The organism is Polynucleobacter sp. UK-FUSCHL-C3, assembly GCF_040409815.1.
Taxonomy (GTDB): Bacteria; Pseudomonadota; Gammaproteobacteria; order Burkholderiales; family Burkholderiaceae; genus Polynucleobacter.
Window position 1 is genome coordinate 772,987 of the sequence record NZ_CP099959.1, and the last position, 23,279, is coordinate 796,265.

Sequence of the window (23,279 nt, forward strand, 5' to 3'; positions counted from 1 at the left end):
ATTCATGAAACCCGTTATCGCAATTGTGGGCCGACCCAATGTCGGTAAATCCACTTTATTCAATCGCCTTACTAAATCTCGCGATGCCCTGGTAGCTGATTTTCCAGGACTGACCCGCGATCGCCATTATGGTAACGGCCGAGTGGGCGAGCGTGAGTTCATTTGCATTGATACCGGCGGTTTTGAGCCTGTTGCCAAGACCGGTATCTTGGCGGAGATGGCTAAGCAAACCAAACAAGCCGTTGCAGAGTCCGATCTCATCATCTTCTTGGTCGATGGTCGCTTAGGTCTGGCACCACAAGACCGAGTGATCGCAGAGTTCTTGCGCAAGACCGGTCGCCCGGTCATTCTGGCGGTTAACAAAACAGAGGGTATGCCACACAGCGTGGTCACCGCTGACTTCCATGAGCTAGCTTTGGGTGAGCCCGAGGCAATCTCGTCAGCCCATGGAGATGGTGTGCGCTCCTTACTAGAGGAAGCATTGGATCAACTCCAGATTCCATATCCAGTGCCAGATGAAGAGTCTGTTGTGGATAGTGGCCGACCAATGAAGATTGCGGTGGTTGGTCGACCCAATGTGGGTAAATCAACCTTCATTAACACCTTAATTGGAGAAGAGCGGGTTATTGCGTTTGATCTACCCGGAACGACCCGCGATGCGATTGAAGTGCCCTTTGAGCGCAATGGCAAGCCCTACATATTGATTGATACGGCTGGTCTGCGTCGCCGTGGCAAAGTATTTGAGGCGATCGAGAAGTTCTCGGTGGTTAAAACATTGCAGGCGATCAATGATGCCAATGTGGTGATCTTGATGCTCGATGCTCAGCAAGATATCTCGGAGCAAGATGCACATATTGCAGGATATATTGTCGAGGCGGGGCGCGCGATGGTGGTGGCCGTTAATAAGTGGGATGGCATTGATACCTATGTCAAAGAACGGGCACGGGTTGAGATCTCCCAAAAACTACGTTTTCTGGATTTTGCAAACGTGCATCCGATTTCTGCAAAGAAGGGCTTTGGAATTAAAGATCTCTTTAAGGACGTGGACAAGGCTTACTTGGCAGGCATGGCCAAACTCTCTACGCCGAAGCTTACTCGGGCGATGATCGATGCGGTAGCGCATCAGCAACCTAAACGCGTTGGTCGTGGACGACCAAAACTGCGCTATGCCCATCAAGGGGGCATGAACCCACCGATTGTGATTATTCATGGGAGCGCCTTAAATGGCATTACCGATAGCTATAAGCGCTATTTAGAAGGGCGTTTTCGGGAGATTTTTGATCTGCGTGGCACTCCCTTGCGCATTGAGTTCCGAACTGCCGCAAACCCTTATGTGAAAGAAGAAAAACCACGTCGTAAGTAGGTTATGTTTTCTTCGTGGTGGAATTTATTTAATGAGGGTAATATCTTTAAGGTAAACGGTACTATTGCAACTATAAAAGCAAGACTCCCACAGCAAACTAAGCAAAATAAGTAGAAAAAGGAGCAGTATGAACAACAAACAAGCCCAACTCCTGCAAGACCCATTCTTAAATGCCTTGCGCAAAGAGCACATTCCTGTATCAATCTATTTGGTCAATGGCATCAAATTGCAGGGTAATGTCGAGTCTTTTGATCAATACGTGATCCTATTGCGTAACACCGTCACCCAAATGGTCTACAAACACGCCATCTCTACCGTTGTGCCAGCTCGAGCAGTGAGCTTAAAGGCAGACGAAGAGGAAGCTCCATCTGCATAATACGGGTGTAGAAGAGGTCCGTGCTGTTTTAGTCGGCATTGACACCGGTAAAGAGGATTTTCCGGAGAGCATGGCAGAGCTAGCGCTCTTGGCCGAAAGCGCTGGATCCATACCAAAAGCTTCGGTGGTGGGACGACGCGGTAGCGTAGACCCAGCTCTCTTTATTCGTTCTGGTAAAGCCAACGAACTCCTGCGCACCATGAAAGAACACGATGCCGAACTGGCCATCGTTAACCATGCCATTTCGCCCACGCAGCAACGTAATCTAGAGCGTCATCTAGGCCGGCATGTCATTGATCGTACCGGCCTCATATTGGATATCTTTGCCCAACGAGCCAAAAGTCATTTAGGTAAAACACAGGTTGAGCTAGCGAATGTGCGCTATCGCATGTCTCGACTGGTGCGAGCCTGGAGTCACTTAGAGCGTCAAAAGGGTGGTATTGGTCTTCGAGGCGGGCCTGGTGAGACCCAGATGGAGCTAGATCGCCGCATGCTAGTCACGAAAGCAAAGCGACTCGAGGCAGAATTAGAGAAGTTACAACGTCAACAGCGCACGCAACGTAGAGCCCGTGCGCGCAATCAAGTATTTTCGGTCTCCTTGGTGGGTTACACCAATGCGGGTAAATCTACTCTGTTTAATGCTCTTACCAAGGCTGGTAGCTATGCCGCTGATCAGCTGTTTGCAACTCTTGATACGACCTCCCGCCGAATCCATTTGGGCGAGGGCATGCAAATTGTCCTCTCCGATACTGTGGGATTTATTCGGGAGCTTCCCCATCAGTTAGTGGAAGCCTTTCGGGCAACCTTGGACGAGACCGTTCATGCAGATTTGATCTTGCATGTGGTCGATGCCTGTAGCCCTGTGGCTCTTCAGCAACAGGCTGAAGTAGAGGCTGTCCTCAAAGAAATCGGGGCCGATACCATTCCCCGCATTGAGGTCATGAACAAAATCGACCAGATGCCCCAGACCTTTACTAAGGGCCCGAAGATCGAGCGCGACATTAATGGGCTGCCATATAAGGTCTTTGTTTCTGCCCAAGAGGGAATGGGTTTAGACCTACTCCGACAATGCCTTACCGAGTTTGCGCAGATGACTGATAAACTAAGGGTTGAGCACGCTTTAGTCCAAAAATTAAGGGCCAGTGGCGACCTGCTTGAACCATTAACTGATAGACCAGAAACAGCCGATTTTGATTTCCATCCAAACCCAAACCATTCGCCAAACGCTCCGTAAAGTACGTGATTACTTTGCCGGTTTTTACTCAGTCAATGATCCAGGCTGGGGTAATAATCCTCAATCTAATACACCCAAAGGGGATAAAGACCCCAAGGGCGGTGAGAACACTACCCCCAATCAGCCAAATCAACAGCCGCAAGATAATCGTCGCCCCACTAGTGGACCACCCGATCTAGATGATCTGTGGCGTGACTTTAATGACAAGCTCAATAATCTCTTTGGTGGCAAGAAGCGCCCATCCGGAGGTGGACAACCCCCACCCAATGGTGGCGGTCGCAAAACTCCACAATTTAATACCGATGGATTTAATCCAAAAGTAGCCAGTATTGGTGCAGCAGTTATTTTGGGCTTGGTATGGCTCTTTAGTGGCTTCTTCATGATCCAAGAGGGTCAGGCTGGCGTGGTATTGACCTTTGGTAAATACGATTACACCGCTCGTCCTGGTATTAACTGGCGCTTACCGTTCCCCATTCAGTCTACCGAGATTGTTAATCTGTCTGCAGTCCGCTCTGTAGAAATCGGTCGTCCGGTTCTGATTAAGGGAACGAATCAAAAAGATTCTTCGATGTTGACCGAAGACGAGAACATCATCGATGTGCGCTTTGCGGTGCAATACCGTCTCAAAGACCCGATGGAGTATCTCTTTAATAATCGCGATCCAGATATGGCGGTTGTGCAAGCAGCTGAGACTGCAGTGCGTGAGATTGTGGGTCGTAGCAAGATGGATACCGTTTTATACGAGGGTCGCGAGAAGATTGCGATCGATTTATCCATGTCGATCCAAAAGATCTTGGATGGTTATAAAGCCGGTATCTTTATTACCAGCGTTACCGTCCAAAACGTACAGCCCCCTGAGCAAGTTCAAGCAGCCTTTGATGATGCCGTGAAAGCGGGTCAAGACCAAGAGCGCTTAAAGAGCGAAGGTGAGGCCTATGCGAATGACATCCTGCCACGGGCTAAAGGTACTGCAGCTCGTTTGATTCAGGAAGCAGAGGGTTATCGCGCTAGAGTGAGTGCAATGGCAGAAGGTGACGCGCTGCGCTTTAAACAAATCTATACCGAGTATGCAAAAGCTCCGCAAGTAACACGTGATCGGATGTATATCGATACCATGAAAGAGATCTATACCAATGTCTCTAAAGTATTAGTTGATACCACCAAGAGTAATAGTTTGTTGTATCTCCCTCTCGATAAGATTATTTCTCAGGTGAGCTCAGAAGCTCAGCAAGCTGCGCAGGCACAAACAAGTGGATTGCCGAGTATCCCAGCGCCTGCCGCCCCAAGCCCCAGTGCTAATCCAGCACCAGCGGATCGTACCCCAGAAAAACGCGATGGCCTACGTAGCCGTGATCGCGGTGATCGTTAAGAGTCGAGGGAATAAATCATGCCAAATCGTGTCCTTGGACTCATTGTTAGCTTAGTCGTAGCGTTCTACTTAATTACCTCTTGCATCTTTATTGTGGATCAACGTAAATATGCAGTGATCTTCTCTTTCGGACAAATTGTGAAGGTTATTCAAGAGCCTGGCTTGCAGTTTAAGTTACCAGCTCCATTTCAGAACGTCATTTTCTTTGATCGTCGCATCATGACCATCGATAGCCCAGATGCCGATCGCTTCATCACCGCTGAGAAGAAAAATCTGTTGGTAGATTCTTATGTGAAGTGGCGGATTGTCGATCCTTTAAAGTTCTTCGTTAGCTTTAAAGGGGATGAGCGTCTAGCGACCGATCGAATGAACCAACTAGTACGGTCTGCGCTTAATGAAGAGTTTACGAAGCGCACCATCCGTGAGATTATTTCAGAGCAACGCGATCAGGTGATGCAAGGAATTCGTAAGAAGGTCGAAGAAGATGCCAAAGATATTGGTATTGAGATTGTGGATGTGCGTCTCAAGCGCGTTGACCTCTTAGCAGAGATTAGTGACTCGGTGTACCGTCGTATGGAAGCAGAGCGCAAAAGGGTGGCAAACGAACTCCGTTCCACGGGTGCTGCTGAGTCCGATAAGATCCGTGCAAATGCAGAACGACAGCGGGATGTAATCTTGGCCGAAGCGTACCGCGATGCACAGCGTATTAAAGGAGTTGGCGATGCACGCGCTACGGCATTCTATGCAGAAGCCTTTAATCGAGACCCCCAGTTTGCCCAGTTCTACCGCAGTCTTGAGGCTTATCGCAATTCCTTTAAGGACAAGAAGGACGTTATGGTGATTGAGCCCAATAATGATTTCTTCAAGTTCATGCAAAGAAGATAAGTTTCATCATGAACCGTTGGTTATTGCCCGAAGATATTGCGGATGTTTTGCCATCCCGGGCTCGCAAGATTGAAGAGTTGCGTCGTCGCTCACTCGATCTTTATCAATCTTATGGCTATGAGTTAGTTAGCCCCCCTTTATTAGAGTTCCTGGATTCATTATTAACAGGTACGGGGTCTGACCTCAATCTGCAGACCTTCAAGTTAGTTGATCAGCTATCGGGCAGAACCCTGGGCCTACGAGCTGATATCACCCCCCAGGTGGCACGCATTGATGCACACCTCTTAAATCGAGAGGGCGTTACGCGTCTTTGCTATGCCGGATCAGTGGCCCATGTCCGAGCACCAGCAGGATCGAGCTCGCGTGAGGAGCTTCAGATCGGGGCAGAGATTTATGGTCATGCAGGATGGGAGGCCGACCTTGAGGCCCTGAGCCTGCTCTTACAGACCCTCAATAAGGCTGGCCTTAAAAAGGTCTATCTCGATCTCTCGCATGCGGGTGTCTTGAAAGGCATCTTGGGAGATCATGCGCTCAACGCAAGTGATACCGAATCCCTCTACACCTGCTTACAAACAAAAGATCGGTCAGGCTTAAGCCAGTGCATTACCAACATGCCACCTTCGATTGGCAAGCCCTTGCTTGCCTTGATTGAGCTCAATGGCTCATGCGCAGAGGTTCTGGCGAACGCGCGTTCTGTCAAGTTCGCATTGCCTAAGAACCCGGTCATCGAGCAAGCCTTAAATGATCTTGCTCGATTAACAGAGGCGCTGTCATCCAACGGTGTAGAGCTTAGTATTGATCTGGCTGATCTACGTGGCTATCAATATCACAGCGGTGTGATGTTTGCTGCCTATGTGGACGGTTTGCCACAGCCGATTGCACGAGGCGGTCGCTACGATCATGTCGGTCAAGCATTTGGGCGTTCACGCCCTGCAACTGGGTTCTCATTAGATCTTTATACATTAGCCGATTGCTCAGACCTCAATGTCAAGCGCAGTGCGATTATTGCCCCATGGTCTGATGATCAAAAACTATTAGCCATTATTGCAGATCTGCGGAGTAAAGGCGAGATTGTGATCCAATTACGCAAGGGTGATGAAGCCAGCGCAGAAGAGTTTGTCTGTGATCGTGAGCTTATTCAGCAGGGTGCTAGTTGGCAGGTACAAGCAAAATAAGTTGATCAGTAAACCCTTCAGAACAAATAAAAATAAACTGGAATTCATATGGCGCAATCGGGTCGTAATGTTGTAGTGATCGGCACCCAATGGGGTGACGAAGGGAAGGGCAAAGTCGTTGACTGGCTGACCGATCATGCACAAGCAGTCGTTCGCTTTCAGGGGGGTCATAACGCGGGTCACACCCTCATCATCGGTAATAAAAAAACCATTCTGCGTCTTATTCCATCGGGCATCATGCACCCCAAGGTCACTTGCTATATTGGCAATGGTGTTGTGCTCTCCCCCGAGGCTCTCTTTAAAGAGATTGGTGAGCTCGAAGCTGCAGGCTTAGATGTCAAAAGCCGTTTAAAGATCTCGGAAGCAGCTACCTTAATACTGCCATATCACGTCGCTATCGATCATGCGCGTGAGAAGAAACGCGGTAGCGATAAGATTGGCACCACAGGCCGTGGCATTGGCCCCGCCTATGAAGATAAAGTAGCCAGAAGAGCACTGCGCGTACAAGACTTTTTCTATCCGGACCAATTTGCAGCTAAGCTCAAAGAGAATTTGGATTATCACAACTTTGCCTTGACCCACTACTACAAGGTCGATCCACTCGACTATCAAACAGTTCTCAATGAAATGATGTCGTTTGCAGAACAGATTAAGCCAATGGTGGTTGATGTCTCTAGCGCTCTGTATGCGGCAGAGCAGGCTGGTCAGAACTTATTGTTCGAAGGCGCACAAGGCACCTTGCTGGATATTGATCATGGCACTTATCCCTTTGTGACCTCCAGTAACTGCGTAGCTGGTAATGCTGCTGCTGGCTCGGGTGTTGGCCCGGGCTCATTGCATTACATCTTAGGAATAACTAAGGCATATTGCACACGCGTGGGTGCGGGTCCATTCCCCAGCGAGCTTTATGATCACGAGAACCCAGCCAAGCAAGATCCTGTCGGTATCCGTCTAGCAGAAGTTGGTAAAGAGTTTGGCTCGGTGACCGGTAGGCCCAGAAGAACCGGTTGGCTAGATGCTGCCGCACTTAAGCGCTCCATCCAAATTAATGGATTAACCGGACTATGCATCACCAAACTAGATGTACTGGATGGGATTAAAACCATTCGTCTGTGTGTGGGCTACAAACTCGATGGTAAGACTCTGGATGTATTACCAAGAGGGGCAGAAGCAGTTGCGCGGTGTGAGCCAATCTATGAGGATTTTACAGGTTGGACTGAGAGCACCGTTGGCATTACAGATTGGAACAAGCTCCCCAAAACAGCCCAAGACTATCTCAAGCGCGTGCAAGAGATCTGCGGTAGACCCATTGCCATGATCTCCACAGGACCAGAGCGCGATGAAACCATATTGTTGCAACATCCGTTTGAGAGTTGAACAACTTCTTATTTGGTGCCCAGAAGAGGACTCGAACCTCCACAACCTTGCGATCGCCAGCACCTGAAGCTGGTGCGTCTACCAATTTCGCCATCTGGGCAGTGCTTGCATTATAGGTTGCCTGTCAGAACAATGTGTTCAAATCATCTAAATGAGTTGTTTATTGAAACACCCACTACAAAAAGTATCTAATGCGTAAAAATGAAATTCCTGTACCGCGCGATTGTGACCGTCTAGGCACTGTACAGGGCCATCGCGATGGCTTTGGCTTTGTGGCACCCGATGACGGCGGAGAAGATATCTTTCTGGCTGAGCGGGAGATGGCTCGGGTCATGCATGGAGATCGAGTTTCCATCCGTGTCTTAGGAACTGATCGACGTGGTCGCCCCGAAGGCCAAATTGTGGAGGTATTGATCCACGCCAATCGTGTGGTCATTGGGCGTCTTCTGAACGAGAACGGCGTTCTGATCGTGGCCCCCGAAGATAAGCGTATTGGTCATGACATTCTGATCCCGCCAAAGGGGCAGGGGATGGCTAAGCTGGGTCAAGTGGTGAGCGTTGAGATTATTGATTACCCTGATAGCTATCGACAGGCCGTAGGACGAGTAACCGAGATCTTGGGAGAGATTGATGATCCCGGAATGGAAATCGAGATTGCGGTGCGTAAGTACGGAGTGCCTCATACATTCTCGCCAGCGGCATTAAAAGAGTCTGAGGCATTACCGAATGCCGTTACCCAAGATGATCTTATTGGACGAGTTGATCTGCGTGATGTTCCTCTAGTCACGATTGATGGTGCGGATGCACGCGATTTTGACGATGCGGTTTATTGTGAACCAGTGCAATACGGCCAAGCTAAAGCATGGCGTTTAATTGTGGCGATTGCTGACGTTGCTCATTATGTCAAGCCAGATCATCCTCTCGATAAGGATGCATTATTGCGGGCAACCTCGGTGTATTTCCCCAGAAGAGTGATCCCAATGCTGCCGGAGAAGATCTCCAATGGATTATGTTCTCTCAACCCTGGAGTCGATCGCCTGTGTATGGTGTGCGATGCTGTAGTTGATCAACGTGGCGAGATCTTAGCCTATCAGTTTTATCAAGGGGTCATGCATTCCTCCCAACGTTTTACATACGACACCGTCTGGGAGATCTTAAGTAACACCCGTGGACCAGAGGCAGTGCGCTACGCCGAGTTCAATGAGCAATTAAATAATCTTTACCATCTTTACAAAATCTTATTAGCTGCCCGTGAGAAGCGGGGCGCCATTGATTTTGAGACCACTGAGACCCAAATCATTAGTAATGAGTTAGGGAAGATCTTGCGTATAGAACCAAGATTGCGCAATGACGCACATCGCTTGATTGAAGAATGCATGCTGACCGCAAACGTCTGTGCCGCCAACTTCTTGCAAAAGCATAAGCATCTTAGTTTGTTCCGCGTACATGGCGAGCCATCGCTTGAGAAGGTACAAACTCTTAAGCAAGTGCTGCGCACAACGGGTTTGCATCTATCGGGTACCGAGAAGCCTCACCCCAAAGATTTTGCTAAGCTCATGAAAGAAATTAAGGTGAGACCAGACTCTGGTATGTTACAGATGATGATCTTACGCTCGATGCAGCAAGCGATTTATCAACCAGAGAACGAAGGCCACTTCGGACTCTCGTATCCAGCATATGCGCACTTCACAAGCCCGATACGACGCTACCCTGACTTATTAGTGCATCGCTCCATTAAGGCGATTCTCAGTAAGAAGAGTTATCACCCGCACCTGCCCGAGGATGTGCCGATGAACTTAACCATGCCACGCAAGGGTCAGGGGAGAGCCAATGCTGCCGCTGTGAAGCAATCGCAACAGGATGCCAAGACCAAGGGTAAGAAAGCAGTGACCAAGCAGGTCTCCAAAGACGGTGCGGCACTTGCGGTCTGGGCCCAATTTGGGGTGCATTGCTCTGCCAATGAGCGCCGCGCGGATGAAGCCTCGCGGGATGTGGAAGCATGGCTAAAGTGTTACTACATGCGTGATCATCTCGGCCAAGAATATTCTGGAACGATTACAGGCGTGGCTAATTTTGGTCTCTTTGTGCAACTCGAGAGCCTCTTTGTCGAGGGTATGGTGCACGTGACCGAGCTCGGTGGAGATTATTACCAATACGATGAAGCTCGCCAAGAACTCCGTGGGGAACGCACCGGTATTCGGTATCGTATTGGTGATCGCTTGCATGTATTAATAAGTCGAGTGGACTTAGATGCCCGTAAGATCGAGTTTGGTCTAGTCAAAGCAAATGGAACGAATGAGCGTGATGGCACACGGTTTAAGTCAGTGGTGTTGGCATCGGATGCTGGGCGCCCCAATAAAAAAGCGGCGCATAAGAAAACCCGCCCCGATGAGAAAGCCCCACGCCGCGATGCGGCCCCTAGCAAAGCAAACAAGAAAACGAAAGCCAAGAGCGGACGCAATCCCACATCCCGTCAGCCCTCGATTGCTCAAGGGACAGGTCGCAAGAGTACCAAAGGTAAGCGCAAATGAAACAGATTCTGTTGGGCTTTCATGCGGTGCAGACCCGCTTACGCATGGATCCAGATAGCCTGCAATCGGTCTATTACGATCCAGCACGGCGTGATCGACGCATGGCGGATTTCATTAAACAGGCTGAGCCACTCTTAGGTAAGAGACTCTACTCAGCCAATGCAGATCGTCTTCATAATCTAGCTGGACATGACCGCCATCAGGGGATTGTGGCTCTGGCAGAACCTATCTCGATTGCTAGAACTCTACCCGAGTTACTCGATAGCATTGATGCAAAGAATGATCCACCTCTACTCTTGGTCTTGGATGGCATCACAGACCCGCATAATTTAGGAGCTTGCCTTCGGGCTGCAGATGGCGCTGGAGTGCATGGGGTGATCGTTCCCAAAGATCGCTCTGCGAGCATCAATGCCACCGTGAGCAAAGTGGCCAGTGGTGCTGCTGAAGTAGTGCCCATCATCACAGTGACCAATCTTGCAAGAACCATGCGCGAGATGCAAGAGCTTGGTATTTGGCTAATTGGCACCGATGATCAAGCAGAGCAATCGATCTATGACGTAGACCTCAAAGGACCCACTGCGATTGTGATGGGAGCCGAGGGTGAAGGAATGCGCCGCTTAACCCGCGAGACCTGTGATCAATTGGTCAACATCCCAATGCAAGGAGCAGTTGAGAGTCTGAATGTATCGGTAGCAACTGGCGTGACTCTGTACGAAGCAAGGCGTCAACGTCTTGCGAAGAAATAAAAAGATCTAATTAAACCAGCTTAACTGAGCAAGCTTAACTGAGCGATCCTAACTGAGTAAGACCTCAAGTTTCTCGATATCCGCACAGAAGGTCTTGATGCCCTCGGAGAGTTTCTCAGAAGCCATCGGATTCTTGGCCAACTCATTTTCAAAGTGAGCTTGATCAAGATGTATCTGTTTCATATCAGCACGCTGAGCTTCTTCTGCAATGAGTCTTGGGCTCACCTCAGTATTGCTCGCTTGTAACTCTGCTAAGAGTTCAGGGCTAATAGTTAGTAAATCACAACCCGCTAACTCCAAAATCTGACTGGTGTTTCGAAAGCTAGCACCCATAATTTCGGTAGCAATCTCAAAGTGCTTGTAGTACATAAAGATCGAACGAACCGACTGCACGCCAGGATCGTTTGCTCCAGCATGTTGAGCAGTCGACCATTGATCACCTAAGGATTTCTTATACCAATCACTGATGCGACCCACAAACGGTGAAATCAATTGTGCCTTGGCATCGGCACATGCAACAGCTTGCACCAGAGAAAAGAGTAAGGTCATATTGCAATGGATACCATCTTGATCTAACTCCCGAGCAGCAACAATGCTCTCCCAAGTGCTTGCTAATTTAATTAAGACCCGAGCACGATCAATGCCTGCGGATTCGTACAGAGCGATGATCTCTCGCGCCTTACGAATGGTTGCTGCAGTATCAAATGATAGGCGGGCATCCACCTCGGTAGAAACGCGACCCGGCACAATCTTCAATATCTCCCCACCAAAAGCGACTAGAACTCGATCAATCAGTTGTGCTGGGGAGGCCTTAGGGTTATAGCGTTTTACATCTGCCACTAAATTACTGTAGGTACTTTGTTGAACCGCCTTCAAAATCAAGGAGGGATTGGTGGTGGCATCCTGTGGCTGGAACTGGCGCATGCGCTCAAAGTCGCCGGTATCGGCGACCACCGTGGTATAGCGCTTGAGTTGAGAGAGGGTATCCATAGCCAAATAGTAAATGATAGCGAGAACATTCGGTATGATTGCAATCATGAACCAAGACGATCTCAAGAAACAGGTTGCCCAAGCCGCCAAAGAGGAAGTTCTAAAGCGAATGCCAAAAGGGCAGTACTTGGGGATCGGAACAGGCTCAACCGCTAACTGGTTTATTGACCTCTTAGCCCCGCACCGTGATCACTTTGCGGGAGTGGTATCGAGCTCCTTAGCGAGTACAGAGCGCCTGATTAAATTAGGCTTTCATGTGGTGGATGCCAGTCAGCTACCGGAGTCGATCCAAACACAATCCCATCCCTTGCCGATGTACGTTGATGGTGCGGATGAGATTAACCCACAGGGTCATATGATTAAGGGCGGTGGTGGAGCACTCACGCGCGAGAAGATTATTGCAAGTCTTGCCAAGGAATTTATCTGCATCTGCGATGAGTCCAAGCAAGTTAATACTCTTGGTAAATTTCCATTACCGCTTGAGGTGATACCTCTGGCGCAAGCGGCCATTACACAATCCCTGAAACAATGGGGCGGTACTGCCAAACTACGCCTGATCTCCTCTGGAAAGCAAGAAGGTCAACCATTCTTAACGGATAACGGCGCTTGGATCCTGGATGTGCATGGATTAGATATCAAAGACCCTGTCCAACTAGAGAGAGACCTCAATCAAATTGCTGGGGTTATCTGTGTTGGACTCTTTGCCCAAGCTAAGGCAGATCTATTGCTGGTGGGTGGACAGCAGGGTGTTCAGCGAGTTCAGTTTTCTAAATAAAGCTTATAAATAAACTTACTGAGCTGGCGGTACATAACCACTAGCCATATCAGCACCACCCTCAAAGAAGTATTTCTCGACCTGTTTGAGTAGATACTGACGTGCGCGCGGATCGGCCATATTAAGACGGTTCTCATTGATCAGCATCGTTTGATGCTTAAGCCAGTCTGCCCACGCTTCTTTAGATACCTGATTCCAGATTTTCTTACCCAGTTCACCAGGAAGAGGAGCAAAGTCTAGACCCTCGGACTCTTTATTGAGCTTAATACACTGAACCATTCTTGCCATACAAACCTCTTTTTAACGAATGAGCCTAATTATAGGTATGAATACAAAATAGGAGGGTTCAAAGGTTTTAGGGGTCGCAGAAACCCACCCAAAGACCAAGACCTAGATCTTTTTGGTCAGCACCATGGATTTGCGGTCCCAGTTGTAAATTTGCTTGCGCTCTTCGGGTAGAGCATCCACGCTGGCCCTCACAAAACCACGCTTGAGGAACCAATGTTCGGTACGGGTGGTTAAGACAAATAAAGAAGTAATGCCCTCACGCTTTGCTCTAGCCTCAATACGCTTTAACAGGCGCTCACCATCCCCAGATCCTTGAGAGTCGGGATCCACCACTAAACAGGCTAACTCGCCAACACCATTGGCAAATGGAAAGAGGGCTGCACAACCAAACAAGACCTTGTCATGCTCAATCACTGAGAACCGAGCGATATCGCGCTCGATCACGTCTTGACCACGCGCAGCCAGAACACCCTCAGCCTCAAGAGGCAGAGTCAACTGCAAAATACCACCCACATCGTCTTGCGTAGCCTCACGCAAGTTCTCAATATCCGAAGCGGCCAACATCATGCCAACACCATCGTGGGTAAAGAGTTCTTCTAAGAGCACGCCATCGCGATTGCAGGGTAAGAAATGCGTTCTACTTACTCCAGAGCGAACCGCCCGAATCGCGGTGTTGAGGAAGTTACGCATATTGCTAGGTAGATCTGGATAGAGCTGGAGATAATCTTGCAACTGAGCAATGGATAGCTCGGTGACCACATTCCCTTCTTTATCTTGTAAGCCTGGGAAGGGCGATAAGAAAATAAGTTTGTCCGTCTTCAATGCAGAAGCTGTTGCCGCTGCAACATCCTCAAACGATAAATTAAATGCTTGTCCTGTGGGTGAGAACCCTAGAGGTGATAACAAGACCAATTTGCCATTATCCAAAGACATCTTGATGGACTCGGAGTCAACCTTGCGTACCAGCCCCGTGTGAACATAGTCAATACCGTCTACGACTCCAATGGGCATGGCAGTAATAAAGTTACCCGAGATTACCGAGATGCGTGAACCTGCCATGGGAGTATTTGGAAGTCCCCGACTAAATGCTGCCTCGATATCTAAACGCAGTTCGCCAGCAGCCTCTTTGACACACTCCAGCGCAGCGGCATCGGTAATCCGATAGCTACTCATATGGCCCTTACCAAACTTGCTCTTGATCTTGCGTAAGGAAAGTTGCTCATCAATCTGCGGCCGAATCCCATGCACCAAGATAATCCGCATGCCCATGGCATGCAACATGGCGATGTCTTCAATCAGGTTCTCAAGTTGATCAAAGTCTTGAGCCAACTCTCCCGCAAAAGCGATGACGAAGGTCTTTTCCCGAAAAGCATGGATATAAGGCGCAACTTCACGAAGCCAGCCCACAAAGGGGAAGCTAGGATTTGTGGAGGGATTGGCTGGGGAAGTAGACATAATGAGAAAATTATAGGGTGCAAGCGCTTAGATACCAAATAAATTATGGAAGGGAGTTCAACCTTCTATGCCCCATGAGGCCCCAATGAGCTCGCCTTGCGAAGTGATCTGGCATCCTCTTCACGGAAAAGAGATTGCGTTTCCAGAAGCCTTACCGGTCTCGGGTCAACGCGATACGATCGCAAAAGCCTTTCTGGCAAGCCCTGTGATCATTGTCTGTGGTGAAACGGGTTCGGGTAAAACAACGCAATTACCAAAGATTTGTCTTGCTCTGGGTCGAGGACGTATCCATCAAGGCGGTTTGATTGGGCACACCCAACCCCGTCGTATTGCCGCCACAAGCACCGCCAAACGGATTGCGCAAGAGCTAGGTTCGCCCATCGGGCAGGATGTGGGTTATCAGGTCCGCTTTGCGGATCACACCAGCCCCAGTGCCTCGATCAAACTCATGACCGACGGAATATTGTTGGCCGAGACCCAAAGAGATCCGCTCTTAAAGATGTACGACACCATCATCATCGATGAGGCCCATGAGCGCAGCCTTAATATTGATTTCCTCTTGGGTTACTTACGACAGTTGATCGACAAGCGGAAGGATCTCAAGATCATCATCACTTCTGCAACCATTGATGCAGAGCGCTTTGCAAATCACTTTGCTATAAATGGTAAGAGCGCACCAGTGATTGAGGTGAGCGGCCGACTCTATCCAGTTGAGCAACGCTATTTACCACTGGAGCAGGAGAACAAAAAAGAGGCCCTCGAGATTACGGAAGGAGTTTGTAAAGCAATTGGTGATGTCTGGCGTGAAGGGGCCAGTGGAGCAGGGGATGTGTTGGTCTTTCTGCCAGGTGAACGCGAGATTCGGGATTGTGCTGAAGCGTTGCGTAAGGACCCCGTATTGCAACGTTTTCATCCTGAGCTATTAAGTCTATTTGCACGCCAAGCCGTCAGTGAGCAAGAACGCGTGTTTCAGAAAGGCAATGGCCGTCGGATCATCTTAGCTACCAATGTGGCCGAGACCTCGCTCACCGTACCGAACATTCGGTATGTGATTGATACTGGCTTAGCACGGGTTAAGCGCTATTCGTATCGCAATAAAGTAGAGCAATTGCAAATAGAGCCTATCTCCCAAGCAGCTGCCAATCAACGTGCAGGTCGTTGTGGACGAGTATCCGATGGTATTTGTATTCGTCTTTATAGTGAAGAGGATTACAAAGCAAGGCCTGCTTACACAGACCCTGAGATCCTCAGGAGCTCATTAGCATCAGTGATTCTTCGTATGGCATCTCTGCGTTTGCCACCGGTTAATCAATTCCCCTTCATCGATAAACCACTCGGACGCGCGATTGCTGATGGCATGCAATTACTTGAAGAGCTCGGTGCGATTGAGATTCAAGAAGAAAGCAATCAAGGCGGTGTCGCACTGCAACTGACAGGTATTGGAATAGAGTTAGCAGATCTTCCCCTAGACCCGCGGATTGCCCGTATCTTGCTAGCCGCCAAGGATCAGCATGCGCTCAAGGAACTCACCATCATTGCATCGGCGATGGCCTGCCAAGACCCCCGTGAGCGTCCCATGGAGATGGCAAGTGCCGCAGACCAAGCCCATCAGCTCTTTGCCGATGAGCGCTCCGAGTTTCTGGGATTCATTAAGCTCTGGATCTGGTATCAAGATGCGCTGACCCATAAGCAAAGCAATCGACAACTCGAGAACCTCTGCCGTAGTAAGTTTTTATCACCCAGACGATTGCGTGAATGGCGTGATGTGCATGGTCAACTGCATGTGCTTCTTGCTGAAAAGGCTTGGAAAGACAATCAAACACCTGCCACCTATGAGCAAGTCCATACGGCATTATTAACAGGACTATTGGGCCATATTGCCAAGCGGGATGAAGAAGACTCCACCAGCCGTTCACAAAAGACTGCTAACTACATGGGCGCAAGAGGAATCCGCTTGCATCTCTGGCCCGGATCGAGTCTTGGTAAAAAGGTAGGCGCATGGTTTGTAGCTGGTGAGATTCAGGAGACCAGTCGTTTGTATGCAAGAACCTTAGCCAAGATCGAGCCCCAGTGGGTCGAGAAAGTAGCCAAGCACCGACTCATCAAGACGCTGAGCGATCCCTTCTGGGATAAACAAAGTGGCGAAGTAATGGCCTATGAGCGCGCCACACTTTATGGCTTACCGATCTATCATGGCCGCCGTGTTGCGTATGCACCGCATGACCCCCTCGAGGCCCATCAGTTGTTTATACAAAAGGCATTGGTTGAGGGCGAGCTCTTTGGCAAGGTCGATACACCTGCTCTTGAGAAAGAGACCCAAGCCGAAGCCAAAAAACGCTATGGCAAATTATTTGCATTCTTCTGGCATAACCGGCAACTGATTCGTGAGATAGAGGCCCTTGAGCATCGCTCACGCCGCCCCGATGTGTTGGTAGACGATGAGCTACTCTTCGCCTTCTATGCCCAACAACTCGACAAGGCGATCTATAGTCGCTCGACCCTACAGGCTTGGTTAGAACGCGATCGATCCGATACTGAGCAAAAAGATCACGCACTGCGCTTACAAAAGAATGATCTGATGCGCCATGAGGCTGCTGGGATTACGGCAGATCGTTACCCCAAAGTTATCAAGATGAACGGCATTGAGCTAAAGACCGCCTATCACTTTGAGCCCGGCAGTCCTAAAGATGGCGTTACTCTGATAGTACCCTTGAGCGTCTTAAATCAGGTTGATCCACTCAAAGCAGAATGGCTGGTACCGGGTCTGTGTGATGAGAAGGTGCAACTCCTTCTTAAATCACTTCCCCAGAAACTAAGACGTCATTACATACCCCTTGCAGAGCATGCTAAACAATTTGTACAGCACGCTGTAGATCAAGAACAATTTGGGCAAGGGGATTTAATAGACAGCTTGATTCGGTATCTGCGGGAGAGTAAAGCAATCGATATCAAGCGGGCCGACTTTAGACCAGAGACCCTGCCAGCCCATTGTCTTATGAACTTTCGCTTGCTTGATGAGCACGGCAGACAAATGGACCTGGAGCGGAATTTAGTGAAGTTACGCACGGAGTTTGGATCCATTGCTAGAGAGGTTTTTCAGAGCCTCGCACAAAAAAGTATGAACGCAAGCGATGATGGAAGCGACCAGGAGAGTCAAGGTCAAACTAAGCAAAGCGAGGTAGGCAAAGTAAGTCCGAGCAGGGCGATTGAAACAGGGTCTTATCAGCACTGGGAGTTTGGCGATTTGCCCGAGACCTTAGAGATTGCCAAAGGTGGCCAAACTCTTTTTGGGTATCCCGCAATTGTGGATTGCAAAACAGCGGTTGATCTTGAGGTCTTTGATGATCCCCAAGAGGCTAAACAAATCCATCGCCTAGGCTTAAAACGACTGTATGCTTTGGTCCTCAGAGAGAACGTCAAAGCGCTTCATAAACAACTGCCCGGTGCTCGCGATATTGGCCTACTCTTTATGCAATTAGGATCGGTTGAGGCATTGATTGAAGAGATAGTGATGATGGCTATCGAGCGGGCCTTTATGCAAGACGGCTTAGCAAGTACAAAAGCAGAGTTTGAAGAATCTTTACAAAAGGGTAAGCCTCGCTTTGTCTTAATTGCCGGAGAGATTGCTAAGCATGTACTACGAACCCTCGAAGAGCATGCGGAGCTTAGTAAAAAATTAGCTAGCGCTAAGGCGCTGTCTAGTAGTGCTCACGAAGATATCCGCCAGCAATTACAAGGGCTTGTGCATGCGCAATTTTTAGGGAAAACGCCCTATGAGCAATTAGTGCATCTACCTCGTTATCTGAAAGCCATTAGCCTGCGTATTGAAAAACTTCGCAGCAACCCGGCGCGGGATGCGCAATGCCAAAAAGATTGGGAGTCCTTGGCAAGGCCATGGCAAAAAATGCGCCAAGGTGCAAAAGGTTCTGGCCACTATCAGCTTGAACAGGATCCCCGAATCAAAGATTTCCGTTGGCAGCTTGAGGAGCTCAGGGTAGCCTTATTCGCTCAAGAGTTAAGAACCCCAACCCCCATGTCGGTGAAGCGCCTCGAGAAGGTATTGGCCAGTCTGCGTTAGTACCCCAATAAAACAATAAACCTATTGCCTTTAGGCTTATGAGCAATACTCATCAAAGCGAAGCGGGCCTTACAATCACGCTATGTCCTATTTACTAAAATCCCGTCTCATCTCTCTTATTAGCGCTTTACTCTTACTTCAACCGGTATTGGTATTTGCTGCAGAGCCAAAGCTTGCGATTATTCTGAACTCTGGAGAAGCAACTGTCAGCCTGATTGATATGGCAAGCCGCAAGGTCACCAAGACCTTCCATGTGGGTAAAGAGCCGCATCATTTGATGATGACCCCGGACGAGAAAACCCTCCTTGTTGCAAATGCCGCTGGGGACGATATTGTTTTATTAAACCCCATCACTGGCGACATGACTGGGCGTATCCCAAAAATTATTGATCCTTACCAAATTGGATATTCTCCAAACAATAAATGGTTTGTGACTGCTGCTAATCGCTTAGACCGTGTGGATGTGTATGCCGCCAATGGGGCTGAGTTCAAACTAGCCAAATCCATTCCAGCCGCAAAGACTCCAAGCCATATTGCATTTACATCGGATAGCAAGCTTGCCTTTGTGACCTTGCAAGATTCTGCTGAGGTAGTCGCGATTGATCTAGAGAAACAGGTGATCATATGGCGTATGCCCACTGGTCCGGTGCCTGCGGGTTTGTGGATGACCCCTAAAGATCAGTATCTACTCGTGGGGATTACCGGCGCTGATTATGTGCAAGTGATTGATTGGCGTAATCGGAAAGAGATTAAGCGGATTAAGACCGCCAATGGAGCACATAACTTCCGACCCTTAGGTGATAAGAAGCATGTCTTTGTAACGAATCGTGTTGCATCCACTATTAGTTTGCTCAATATGCAAACTCTGGAGAAGGTGGGCGATATTACTGGCCTACCAGCAGGTCCTGACGATATGGAACTCACACCCGATGGCAAAACATTGTGGGTCACACTGCGCTTCTCTAAAAAAGTAGGGGTGATCGATGTGCCCTCTATGAAGTTGATTGATGTGATTCCAGTGGGGCGCTCACCGCATGGTGTGTTCTTCTATCCTCGAGCCAGTTGGGAGTAGCCCATGAGCATGATGCGAGTGAGTCTCCGATCTCTCATTACACTGCTCAGTATCGTTGGAACACTTCCTGCCTTTGCACAAAGCGCATCGTGTACTAAAACTGCTTACCTAACCTTTGATACCGGCAATATGGCCGTAGCTCAATATATTGCTCAGGTATTGCAACAAAACAAGATCAAGGCCACCTTCTTTTTAGCCAATGAGAAGACCAGGCAGGGCGGTTACTCCATGGACGATTCTTGGAAAAGCTATTGGCAAGAGCGGGTTAAAGAAGGCCATCGTTTTGGTAGCCACACCTATGACCATAGTTACTGGGTAAAAGATGTTGGTGAGTCTGATGTCATTCTGAGACCTCAGTTTGGAAACAATGCGGGTAAAGCAATCCGTTTTAATCCGGCCGAACTCTGCACAGAAATTAAACGAGTGAGTCAGCGTTTTCAGGAGCTCACAGGCAAACCTATTGATCCTATTTGGCGAGCTCCAGGGGGAAAAACCTCCGAGCGCTTAATTGCTATGGGTGAGCAATGTGGTTACAAGCATATTGGCTGGTCAGCGAGTGGCTTTTTAGGGGACGAACTAGACTCCAAACGCTATCCCAATGCGGCTTTGCTCGACAAGGCCAGTAAGGGTCTAAAGAATGGTGATATTGCCATCGCCCATTTGGGGATCTGGTCTAGAGAGGACCCCTGGGCCCCAGCGGTTCTTGAGCCCCTGATCGAGAACTGGAAAAAACGCGGCTTTTGCTTCGCTCTGATACCAAATTGACGATAATAGAGGGATGCGCTTTCTAGAACAAATTCAAGAAGCCTATAGTTCCCTGCATGGCATGCTCTATGCCCATGTCGTGGAACCTATCTTATTTGCAATGGGCTGGATGGCCTGGGCCGAAGATGTCTTCGATGGTACCGAATGGTTTCTATCGGGATGCATTCAATTGCTGATCATTGCTGTGATCTTTAGAACCTGGGAAAAGTTCTGGCCTGCGGAGCAACAAAAAAACTCTGCTCCGAATGTGCGTATCGATATGCTCTATACCCTGATTCATCGACTGGGAGTATTTCATGGCATATTCTTCCTGCTCTTTGCCGGAATCTTTTTTCAGATCTCATCCCTCTTGCACGATATCCGCTTTGAGCGATTGATTGTTGAAAACTGGGTTCCTGGATTTACATCGATCCCCATCGTTAGTTTCTTCATTTATCTCATCCTCCTCGATTTCATTGATTACCTCTATCACCGCGCCTCTCATCGTATTCATTGGTGGTGGCAATTGCATGCTTTGCATCACAGCCAAACAACGATGACCGCATGGTCTGATGATCGTAATCACCTGCTTGACGATGTGATGCGTGCAATAGTCTTCGCCTTCTTTGCTTTGCTATTTGGTGTACCCCCCGGACAATTTATTTTCTTGGTCGTGATCAGCCAACTCATACAAAGTTGGCAACACGCTAATCTCAAGGTTCACTTAGGGTGGGCTCGCTACCTCATCGTTTCTCCTTTATTCCATCGTTATCATCATGCGGTGGGCTTTGGGCACGATGCACCCGGAAAGCCAGGGGTCTTAGGGGGCTGTAATTTTGGAGTACTTTTTCCGTGGTGGGATATCGCTTTTGGTACAGCAGTGTTTGTCGATAAAGCCTACCCAACAGGCGTACGAAACTTAACTGTCTCGAATAATCTACTTGTGCAGCAATGGCAGGGCTTGCGCCATTCTCTTCAGCAACTATTTACCTCGCGTTCACAGGTTCATCAATCCAATGAAGTGCATTGAGGCAAGGCTAAAACAGACGGTGTGATGATGGGAGAGGTCATTCGTTCACTCGGCTTAGCATTGGTTGGCACTATGCATCCCAAGATGCTATGGCTTAGCTTTAGACCTTTTCTGATTGTGTCGATATTTTGGGGTTGTGTCATTTGGCTCATTTGGTCTCCCGCTCTGGAGTTATTAAGAACTTTCCTTACCGCATCGATCTTTACAAGCTGGATTCAGAATGCGTTGGAGATGGTCGGCTTTGACGAAGCGCGCGCTTGGATTGCCCCATTGTTCTTGGTGATGTTATTGATTCCGGTGATCGCCATTAGCTTATTGGTATTTATTGCGTTCTCCACTGTCCCTGCGGTGGTTGAGAGTGTGGTGAAGCAGGGAGCCTATAAGGATCTAGAGCGTTTACAGGGCGGCAGTTTTATGGGTAGTTTTTTCTATACCCTGTGGTCCGCGTTGATTTGCTTAGCACTGGTTTTGCTAACGTTGCCAGTTTGGTGGATTCCACCTTTAGTAGCAATCTTTCCCCCACTCTTATGGGGATGGTTGACCATGCGTTTGATGTCTTATGACGTCTTAGCAAATCATGCGAGTTCTTTGGAGCGCGAGCAACTGTTAGAGACTCATCGTTGGACTCTATTAGGTATGGGTGTGGTTGCAGGGATGTTTGGTGCTGTACCCACTTTCTTTTGGGCCACCTCTGCGCTTGCTTTAGTTCTCTTCCCCTTCGTCTCCTTTATAGCATTGTGGATTTATTCCTTAATATTTATCTTTGCAGCCTTGTGGTTTAGTCATTATTTATTAAATGCCTTAAAGCAGTTGAGGGATGCACAGCATGCTCGTGAAGAGGCTAAAACGATTGATACCACTGCAAATATCATTACCAATCAAGCGGGCTCTACAAATTCTGGGGTAATCGATGGCTAAGAATGAGAGTCGTCGCTTTGGGTTGATCGTGATCGGCGATGAGATTTTGTCTGGACGTCGTCAAGACAAACATCTAGCGAAGATGATTGAGTTACTCTCTGAGCGAGGATTAAGTTTGTCATGGGCCCGCTATGTAGCGGATGACCCTGAGCAAATTATCGACACCCTTAAGCAAAGCTTTGCGAGTGGCGATGTGGTCTTTAGTACGGGTGGGATTGGTGCAACACCGGATGATCACACACGAGCTGCAGCAGCGAATGCATTGGGCTTGCAACTGGCGCTACACCCACAAGCTAAAGAGCTGATTACGGCGCGGATTGTGACCAGTGCTGAAGGTGATCCCATCAAAGCGGATTTCAATCGTCCAGAGAATCAACATCGATTCAAGATGGGAGAGTTCCCGGTCGGCAGCGAGATTATTCCGAACTCGTATAACCAAATTCCTGGATTTAGGATTGCTGAACATCACTTTGTACCGGGATTTCCGGTGATGGCGGGGCCGATGATGGCGTGGTGCCTCGATCATCACTACGCAGATTTATTCCATCAGAGCAATTGGCTGGAGCAAAGTTTTATTGTTCCCAGTGGTATTGAGTCCACCCTAACTCCTTTGATGGAGACAGTTGAGCATGAGTTCCAAGGCTTGAAGGTCTTTAGTTTGCCTTCGGTCGGCGATCCAAGTCGGGGTGGTGTGTTTGCTAAACGTCATATTGAGTTAGGGGTAAAAGGGGAGGCGCATTTGGTTCCCCAGGCCCTTGAGAAGCTTAAACAGGGGACGGCTGACCTAGGCTTTGAGGTTTATATTCACCAATAAATCATCTTATTTGCACTTAATAGGTGCATAAATATCTAAATAAGCACTTTTTTCACTAA

At 48.7% G+C, this 23,279-nt stretch carries 19 protein-coding genes and 1 tRNA gene; 16 read left to right on the plus strand and 4 right to left on the minus strand.

All coding sequences use genetic code 11. The annotated features are described in order from the left end of the window. The first annotated feature begins 4 nt into the window (after positions 1-4). The 7 genes from der to NKE59_RS03860 all read left to right on the plus strand — a co-directional run bounded on the left by der (position 5) and on the right by NKE59_RS03860 (position 7,779). Positions 5-1,363: a ribosome biogenesis GTPase Der gene (der, locus tag NKE59_RS03830; RefSeq protein ID WP_353439659.1), complete on the plus strand. Its 1,359-nt coding sequence runs from the start codon at positions 5-7 to the stop codon at positions 1,361-1,363. Between the two features lie 127 nt (positions 1,364-1,490). Continuing rightward, complete coding sequence (gene hfq, locus NKE59_RS03835) at positions 1,491-1,739, plus strand: RNA chaperone Hfq (RefSeq protein ID WP_353439661.1); 249 nt, start codon at positions 1,491-1,493, stop codon at positions 1,737-1,739. Then, complete coding sequence (hflX, locus tag NKE59_RS03840) at positions 1,732-2,973, plus strand: GTPase HflX (RefSeq protein ID WP_353439900.1); 1,242 nt, start codon at positions 1,732-1,734, stop codon at positions 2,971-2,973. Before hfq ends, hflX begins: the two co-directional genes overlap by 8 nt. Next, the gene (gene hflK / locus NKE59_RS03845; RefSeq protein WP_353439901.1) at positions 2,939-4,342 is read left to right on the plus strand and encodes an FtsH protease activity modulator HflK; all 1,404 of its coding nucleotides are present in this window, start codon (positions 2,939-2,941) and stop codon (positions 4,340-4,342) included. Before hflX ends, hflK begins: the two co-directional genes overlap by 35 nt. A gap of 18 nt (positions 4,343-4,360) precedes the next feature. Continuing rightward, on the plus strand, positions 4,361-5,227 hold the full coding sequence (hflC, locus tag NKE59_RS03850; protein ID WP_353439662.1) for a protease modulator HflC: 867 nt from the start codon (positions 4,361-4,363) through the stop codon (positions 5,225-5,227). Between the two features lie 8 nt (positions 5,228-5,235). Then, complete coding sequence (locus tag NKE59_RS03855) at positions 5,236-6,402, plus strand: ATP phosphoribosyltransferase regulatory subunit (protein ID WP_353439663.1); 1,167 nt, start codon at positions 5,236-5,238, stop codon at positions 6,400-6,402. 48 nt (positions 6,403-6,450) lie between these two features. Beyond that, positions 6,451-7,779: an adenylosuccinate synthase gene (locus NKE59_RS03860; RefSeq protein ID WP_353439665.1), complete on the plus strand. Its 1,329-nt coding sequence runs from the start codon at positions 6,451-6,453 to the stop codon at positions 7,777-7,779. Positions 7,780-7,792: 13 nt separating this feature from the next. Here NKE59_RS03860 and NKE59_RS03865 read toward each other — a convergent pair. After that, positions 7,793-7,879, minus strand: a tRNA-Leu gene (locus NKE59_RS03865). Between the two features lie 91 nt (positions 7,880-7,970). Between NKE59_RS03865 and rnr the strand changes: the two genes are divergently transcribed. After that, complete coding sequence (gene rnr / locus NKE59_RS03870; RefSeq protein ID WP_353439666.1) at positions 7,971-10,310, plus strand: ribonuclease R; 2,340 nt, start codon at positions 7,971-7,973, stop codon at positions 10,308-10,310. Continuing rightward, positions 10,307-11,056, plus strand: a complete 750-nt coding sequence (rlmB, locus tag NKE59_RS03875; RefSeq protein ID WP_353439667.1) for a 23S rRNA (guanosine(2251)-2'-O)-methyltransferase RlmB — start codon at positions 10,307-10,309, stop codon at positions 11,054-11,056. Before rnr ends, rlmB begins: the two co-directional genes overlap by 4 nt. 48 nt (positions 11,057-11,104) lie before the next feature. Here the strand turns inward: rlmB and tal are convergent, their stop codons facing one another. Then, complete coding sequence (gene tal / locus NKE59_RS03880) at positions 11,105-12,046, minus strand: transaldolase (RefSeq protein WP_353439668.1); 942 nt, start codon at positions 12,044-12,046, stop codon at positions 11,105-11,107. Positions 12,047-12,092: 46 nt separating this feature from the next. Between tal and rpiA the strand changes: the two genes are divergently transcribed. Next, positions 12,093-12,821, plus strand: a complete 729-nt coding sequence (gene rpiA, locus NKE59_RS03885) for a ribose-5-phosphate isomerase RpiA (RefSeq protein WP_353439669.1) — start codon at positions 12,093-12,095, stop codon at positions 12,819-12,821. 15 nt (positions 12,822-12,836) lie between these two features. Here the strand turns inward: rpiA and NKE59_RS03890 are convergent, their stop codons facing one another. Together NKE59_RS03890 and argA are read right to left on the minus strand one after the other, a co-directional pair. Next, on the minus strand, positions 12,837-13,109 hold the full coding sequence (locus NKE59_RS03890) for an oxidative damage protection protein (RefSeq protein ID WP_353439670.1): 273 nt from the start codon (positions 13,107-13,109) through the stop codon (positions 12,837-12,839). Between the two features lie 102 nt (positions 13,110-13,211). Continuing rightward, positions 13,212-14,564: an amino-acid N-acetyltransferase gene (gene argA / locus NKE59_RS03895; protein ID WP_353439671.1), complete on the minus strand. Its 1,353-nt coding sequence runs from the start codon at positions 14,562-14,564 to the stop codon at positions 13,212-13,214. A gap of 67 nt (positions 14,565-14,631) precedes the next feature. Here argA and hrpA point away from each other — a divergent pair, with 67 nt between their 5' ends. The 6 genes from hrpA (at position 14,632) to NKE59_RS03925 (ending at position 23,220) form a co-directional block, all read left to right on the plus strand. Continuing rightward, positions 14,632-18,642, plus strand: a complete 4,011-nt coding sequence (gene hrpA / locus NKE59_RS03900) for an ATP-dependent RNA helicase HrpA (RefSeq protein WP_353439672.1) — start codon at positions 14,632-14,634, stop codon at positions 18,640-18,642. An 82-nt stretch (positions 18,643-18,724) separates the two neighbouring features. After that, the gene (locus tag NKE59_RS03905; RefSeq protein WP_353439673.1) at positions 18,725-19,714 is read left to right on the plus strand and encodes a cytochrome D1 domain-containing protein; all 990 of its coding nucleotides are present in this window, start codon (positions 18,725-18,727) and stop codon (positions 19,712-19,714) included. A 3-nt stretch (positions 19,715-19,717) separates the two neighbouring features. Further along, positions 19,718-20,479 (plus strand): polysaccharide deacetylase family protein, encoded by a 762-nt coding sequence (locus tag NKE59_RS03910; RefSeq protein WP_353439674.1) that lies wholly within the window; start codon positions 19,718-19,720, stop codon positions 20,477-20,479. 13 nt (positions 20,480-20,492) lie between these two features. Continuing rightward, positions 20,493-21,488 (plus strand): sterol desaturase family protein, encoded by a 996-nt coding sequence (locus NKE59_RS03915; RefSeq protein WP_353439675.1) that lies wholly within the window; start codon positions 20,493-20,495, stop codon positions 21,486-21,488. Positions 21,489-21,512: 24 nt separating this feature from the next. After that, positions 21,513-22,406, plus strand: coding sequence for an EI24 domain-containing protein (locus tag NKE59_RS03920; RefSeq protein ID WP_353439677.1), 894 nt, complete (start codon positions 21,513-21,515; stop codon positions 22,404-22,406). Then, positions 22,399-23,220 (plus strand): molybdopterin-binding protein, encoded by an 822-nt coding sequence (locus NKE59_RS03925; protein ID WP_353439678.1) that lies wholly within the window; start codon positions 22,399-22,401, stop codon positions 23,218-23,220. The genes NKE59_RS03920 and NKE59_RS03925 overlap by 8 nt, the downstream gene beginning before the upstream one ends. Positions 23,221-23,279 lie beyond the last annotated feature (59 nt).

What these genes read in the sequence shown, in the direction of transcription:
- NKE59_RS03925 (WP_353439678.1), top strand. Translation starts at nt 22,399, where the DNA reads ATGGCTAAGAATGAGAGTCGTCGCTTTGGGTTGATCGTGATCGGCGAT.
- NKE59_RS03910 (WP_353439674.1), top strand. Translation starts at nt 19,718, where the DNA reads ATGAGCATGATGCGAGTGAGTCTCCGATCTCTCATTACACTGCTCAGT.
- NKE59_RS03905 (WP_353439673.1), top strand. Translation starts at nt 18,725, where the DNA reads ATGTCCTATTTACTAAAATCCCGTCTCATCTCTCTTATTAGCGCTTTA.
- hflC (WP_353439662.1), top strand. Translation starts at nt 4,361, where the DNA reads ATGCCAAATCGTGTCCTTGGACTCATTGTTAGCTTAGTCGTAGCGTTC.
- der (WP_353439659.1), top strand. Translation starts at nt 5, where the DNA reads ATGAAACCCGTTATCGCAATTGTGGGCCGACCCAATGTCGGTAAATCC.
- NKE59_RS03890 (WP_353439670.1), bottom strand. Translation starts at nt 13,109, where the DNA reads ATGGCAAGAATGGTTCAGTGTATTAAGCTCAATAAAGAGTCCGAGGGT.
- hrpA (WP_353439672.1), top strand. Translation starts at nt 14,632, where the DNA reads ATGCCCCATGAGGCCCCAATGAGCTCGCCTTGCGAAGTGATCTGGCAT.
- rnr (WP_353439666.1), top strand. Translation starts at nt 7,971, where the DNA reads ATGCGTAAAAATGAAATTCCTGTACCGCGCGATTGTGACCGTCTAGGC.
- NKE59_RS03855 (WP_353439663.1), top strand. Translation starts at nt 5,236, where the DNA reads ATGAACCGTTGGTTATTGCCCGAAGATATTGCGGATGTTTTGCCATCC.
- argA (WP_353439671.1), bottom strand. Translation starts at nt 14,564, where the DNA reads ATGTCTACTTCCCCAGCCAATCCCTCCACAAATCCTAGCTTCCCCTTT.
- hfq (WP_353439661.1), top strand. Translation starts at nt 1,491, where the DNA reads ATGAACAACAAACAAGCCCAACTCCTGCAAGACCCATTCTTAAATGCC.
- rpiA (WP_353439669.1), top strand. Translation starts at nt 12,093, where the DNA reads ATGAACCAAGACGATCTCAAGAAACAGGTTGCCCAAGCCGCCAAAGAG.
- tal (WP_353439668.1), bottom strand. Translation starts at nt 12,046, where the DNA reads ATGGATACCCTCTCTCAACTCAAGCGCTATACCACGGTGGTCGCCGAT.
- NKE59_RS03915 (WP_353439675.1), top strand. Translation starts at nt 20,493, where the DNA reads ATGCGCTTTCTAGAACAAATTCAAGAAGCCTATAGTTCCCTGCATGGC.
- NKE59_RS03920 (WP_353439677.1), top strand. Translation starts at nt 21,513, where the DNA reads ATGATGGGAGAGGTCATTCGTTCACTCGGCTTAGCATTGGTTGGCACT.
- NKE59_RS03860 (WP_353439665.1), top strand. Translation starts at nt 6,451, where the DNA reads ATGGCGCAATCGGGTCGTAATGTTGTAGTGATCGGCACCCAATGGGGT.
- rlmB (WP_353439667.1), top strand. Translation starts at nt 10,307, where the DNA reads ATGAAACAGATTCTGTTGGGCTTTCATGCGGTGCAGACCCGCTTACGC.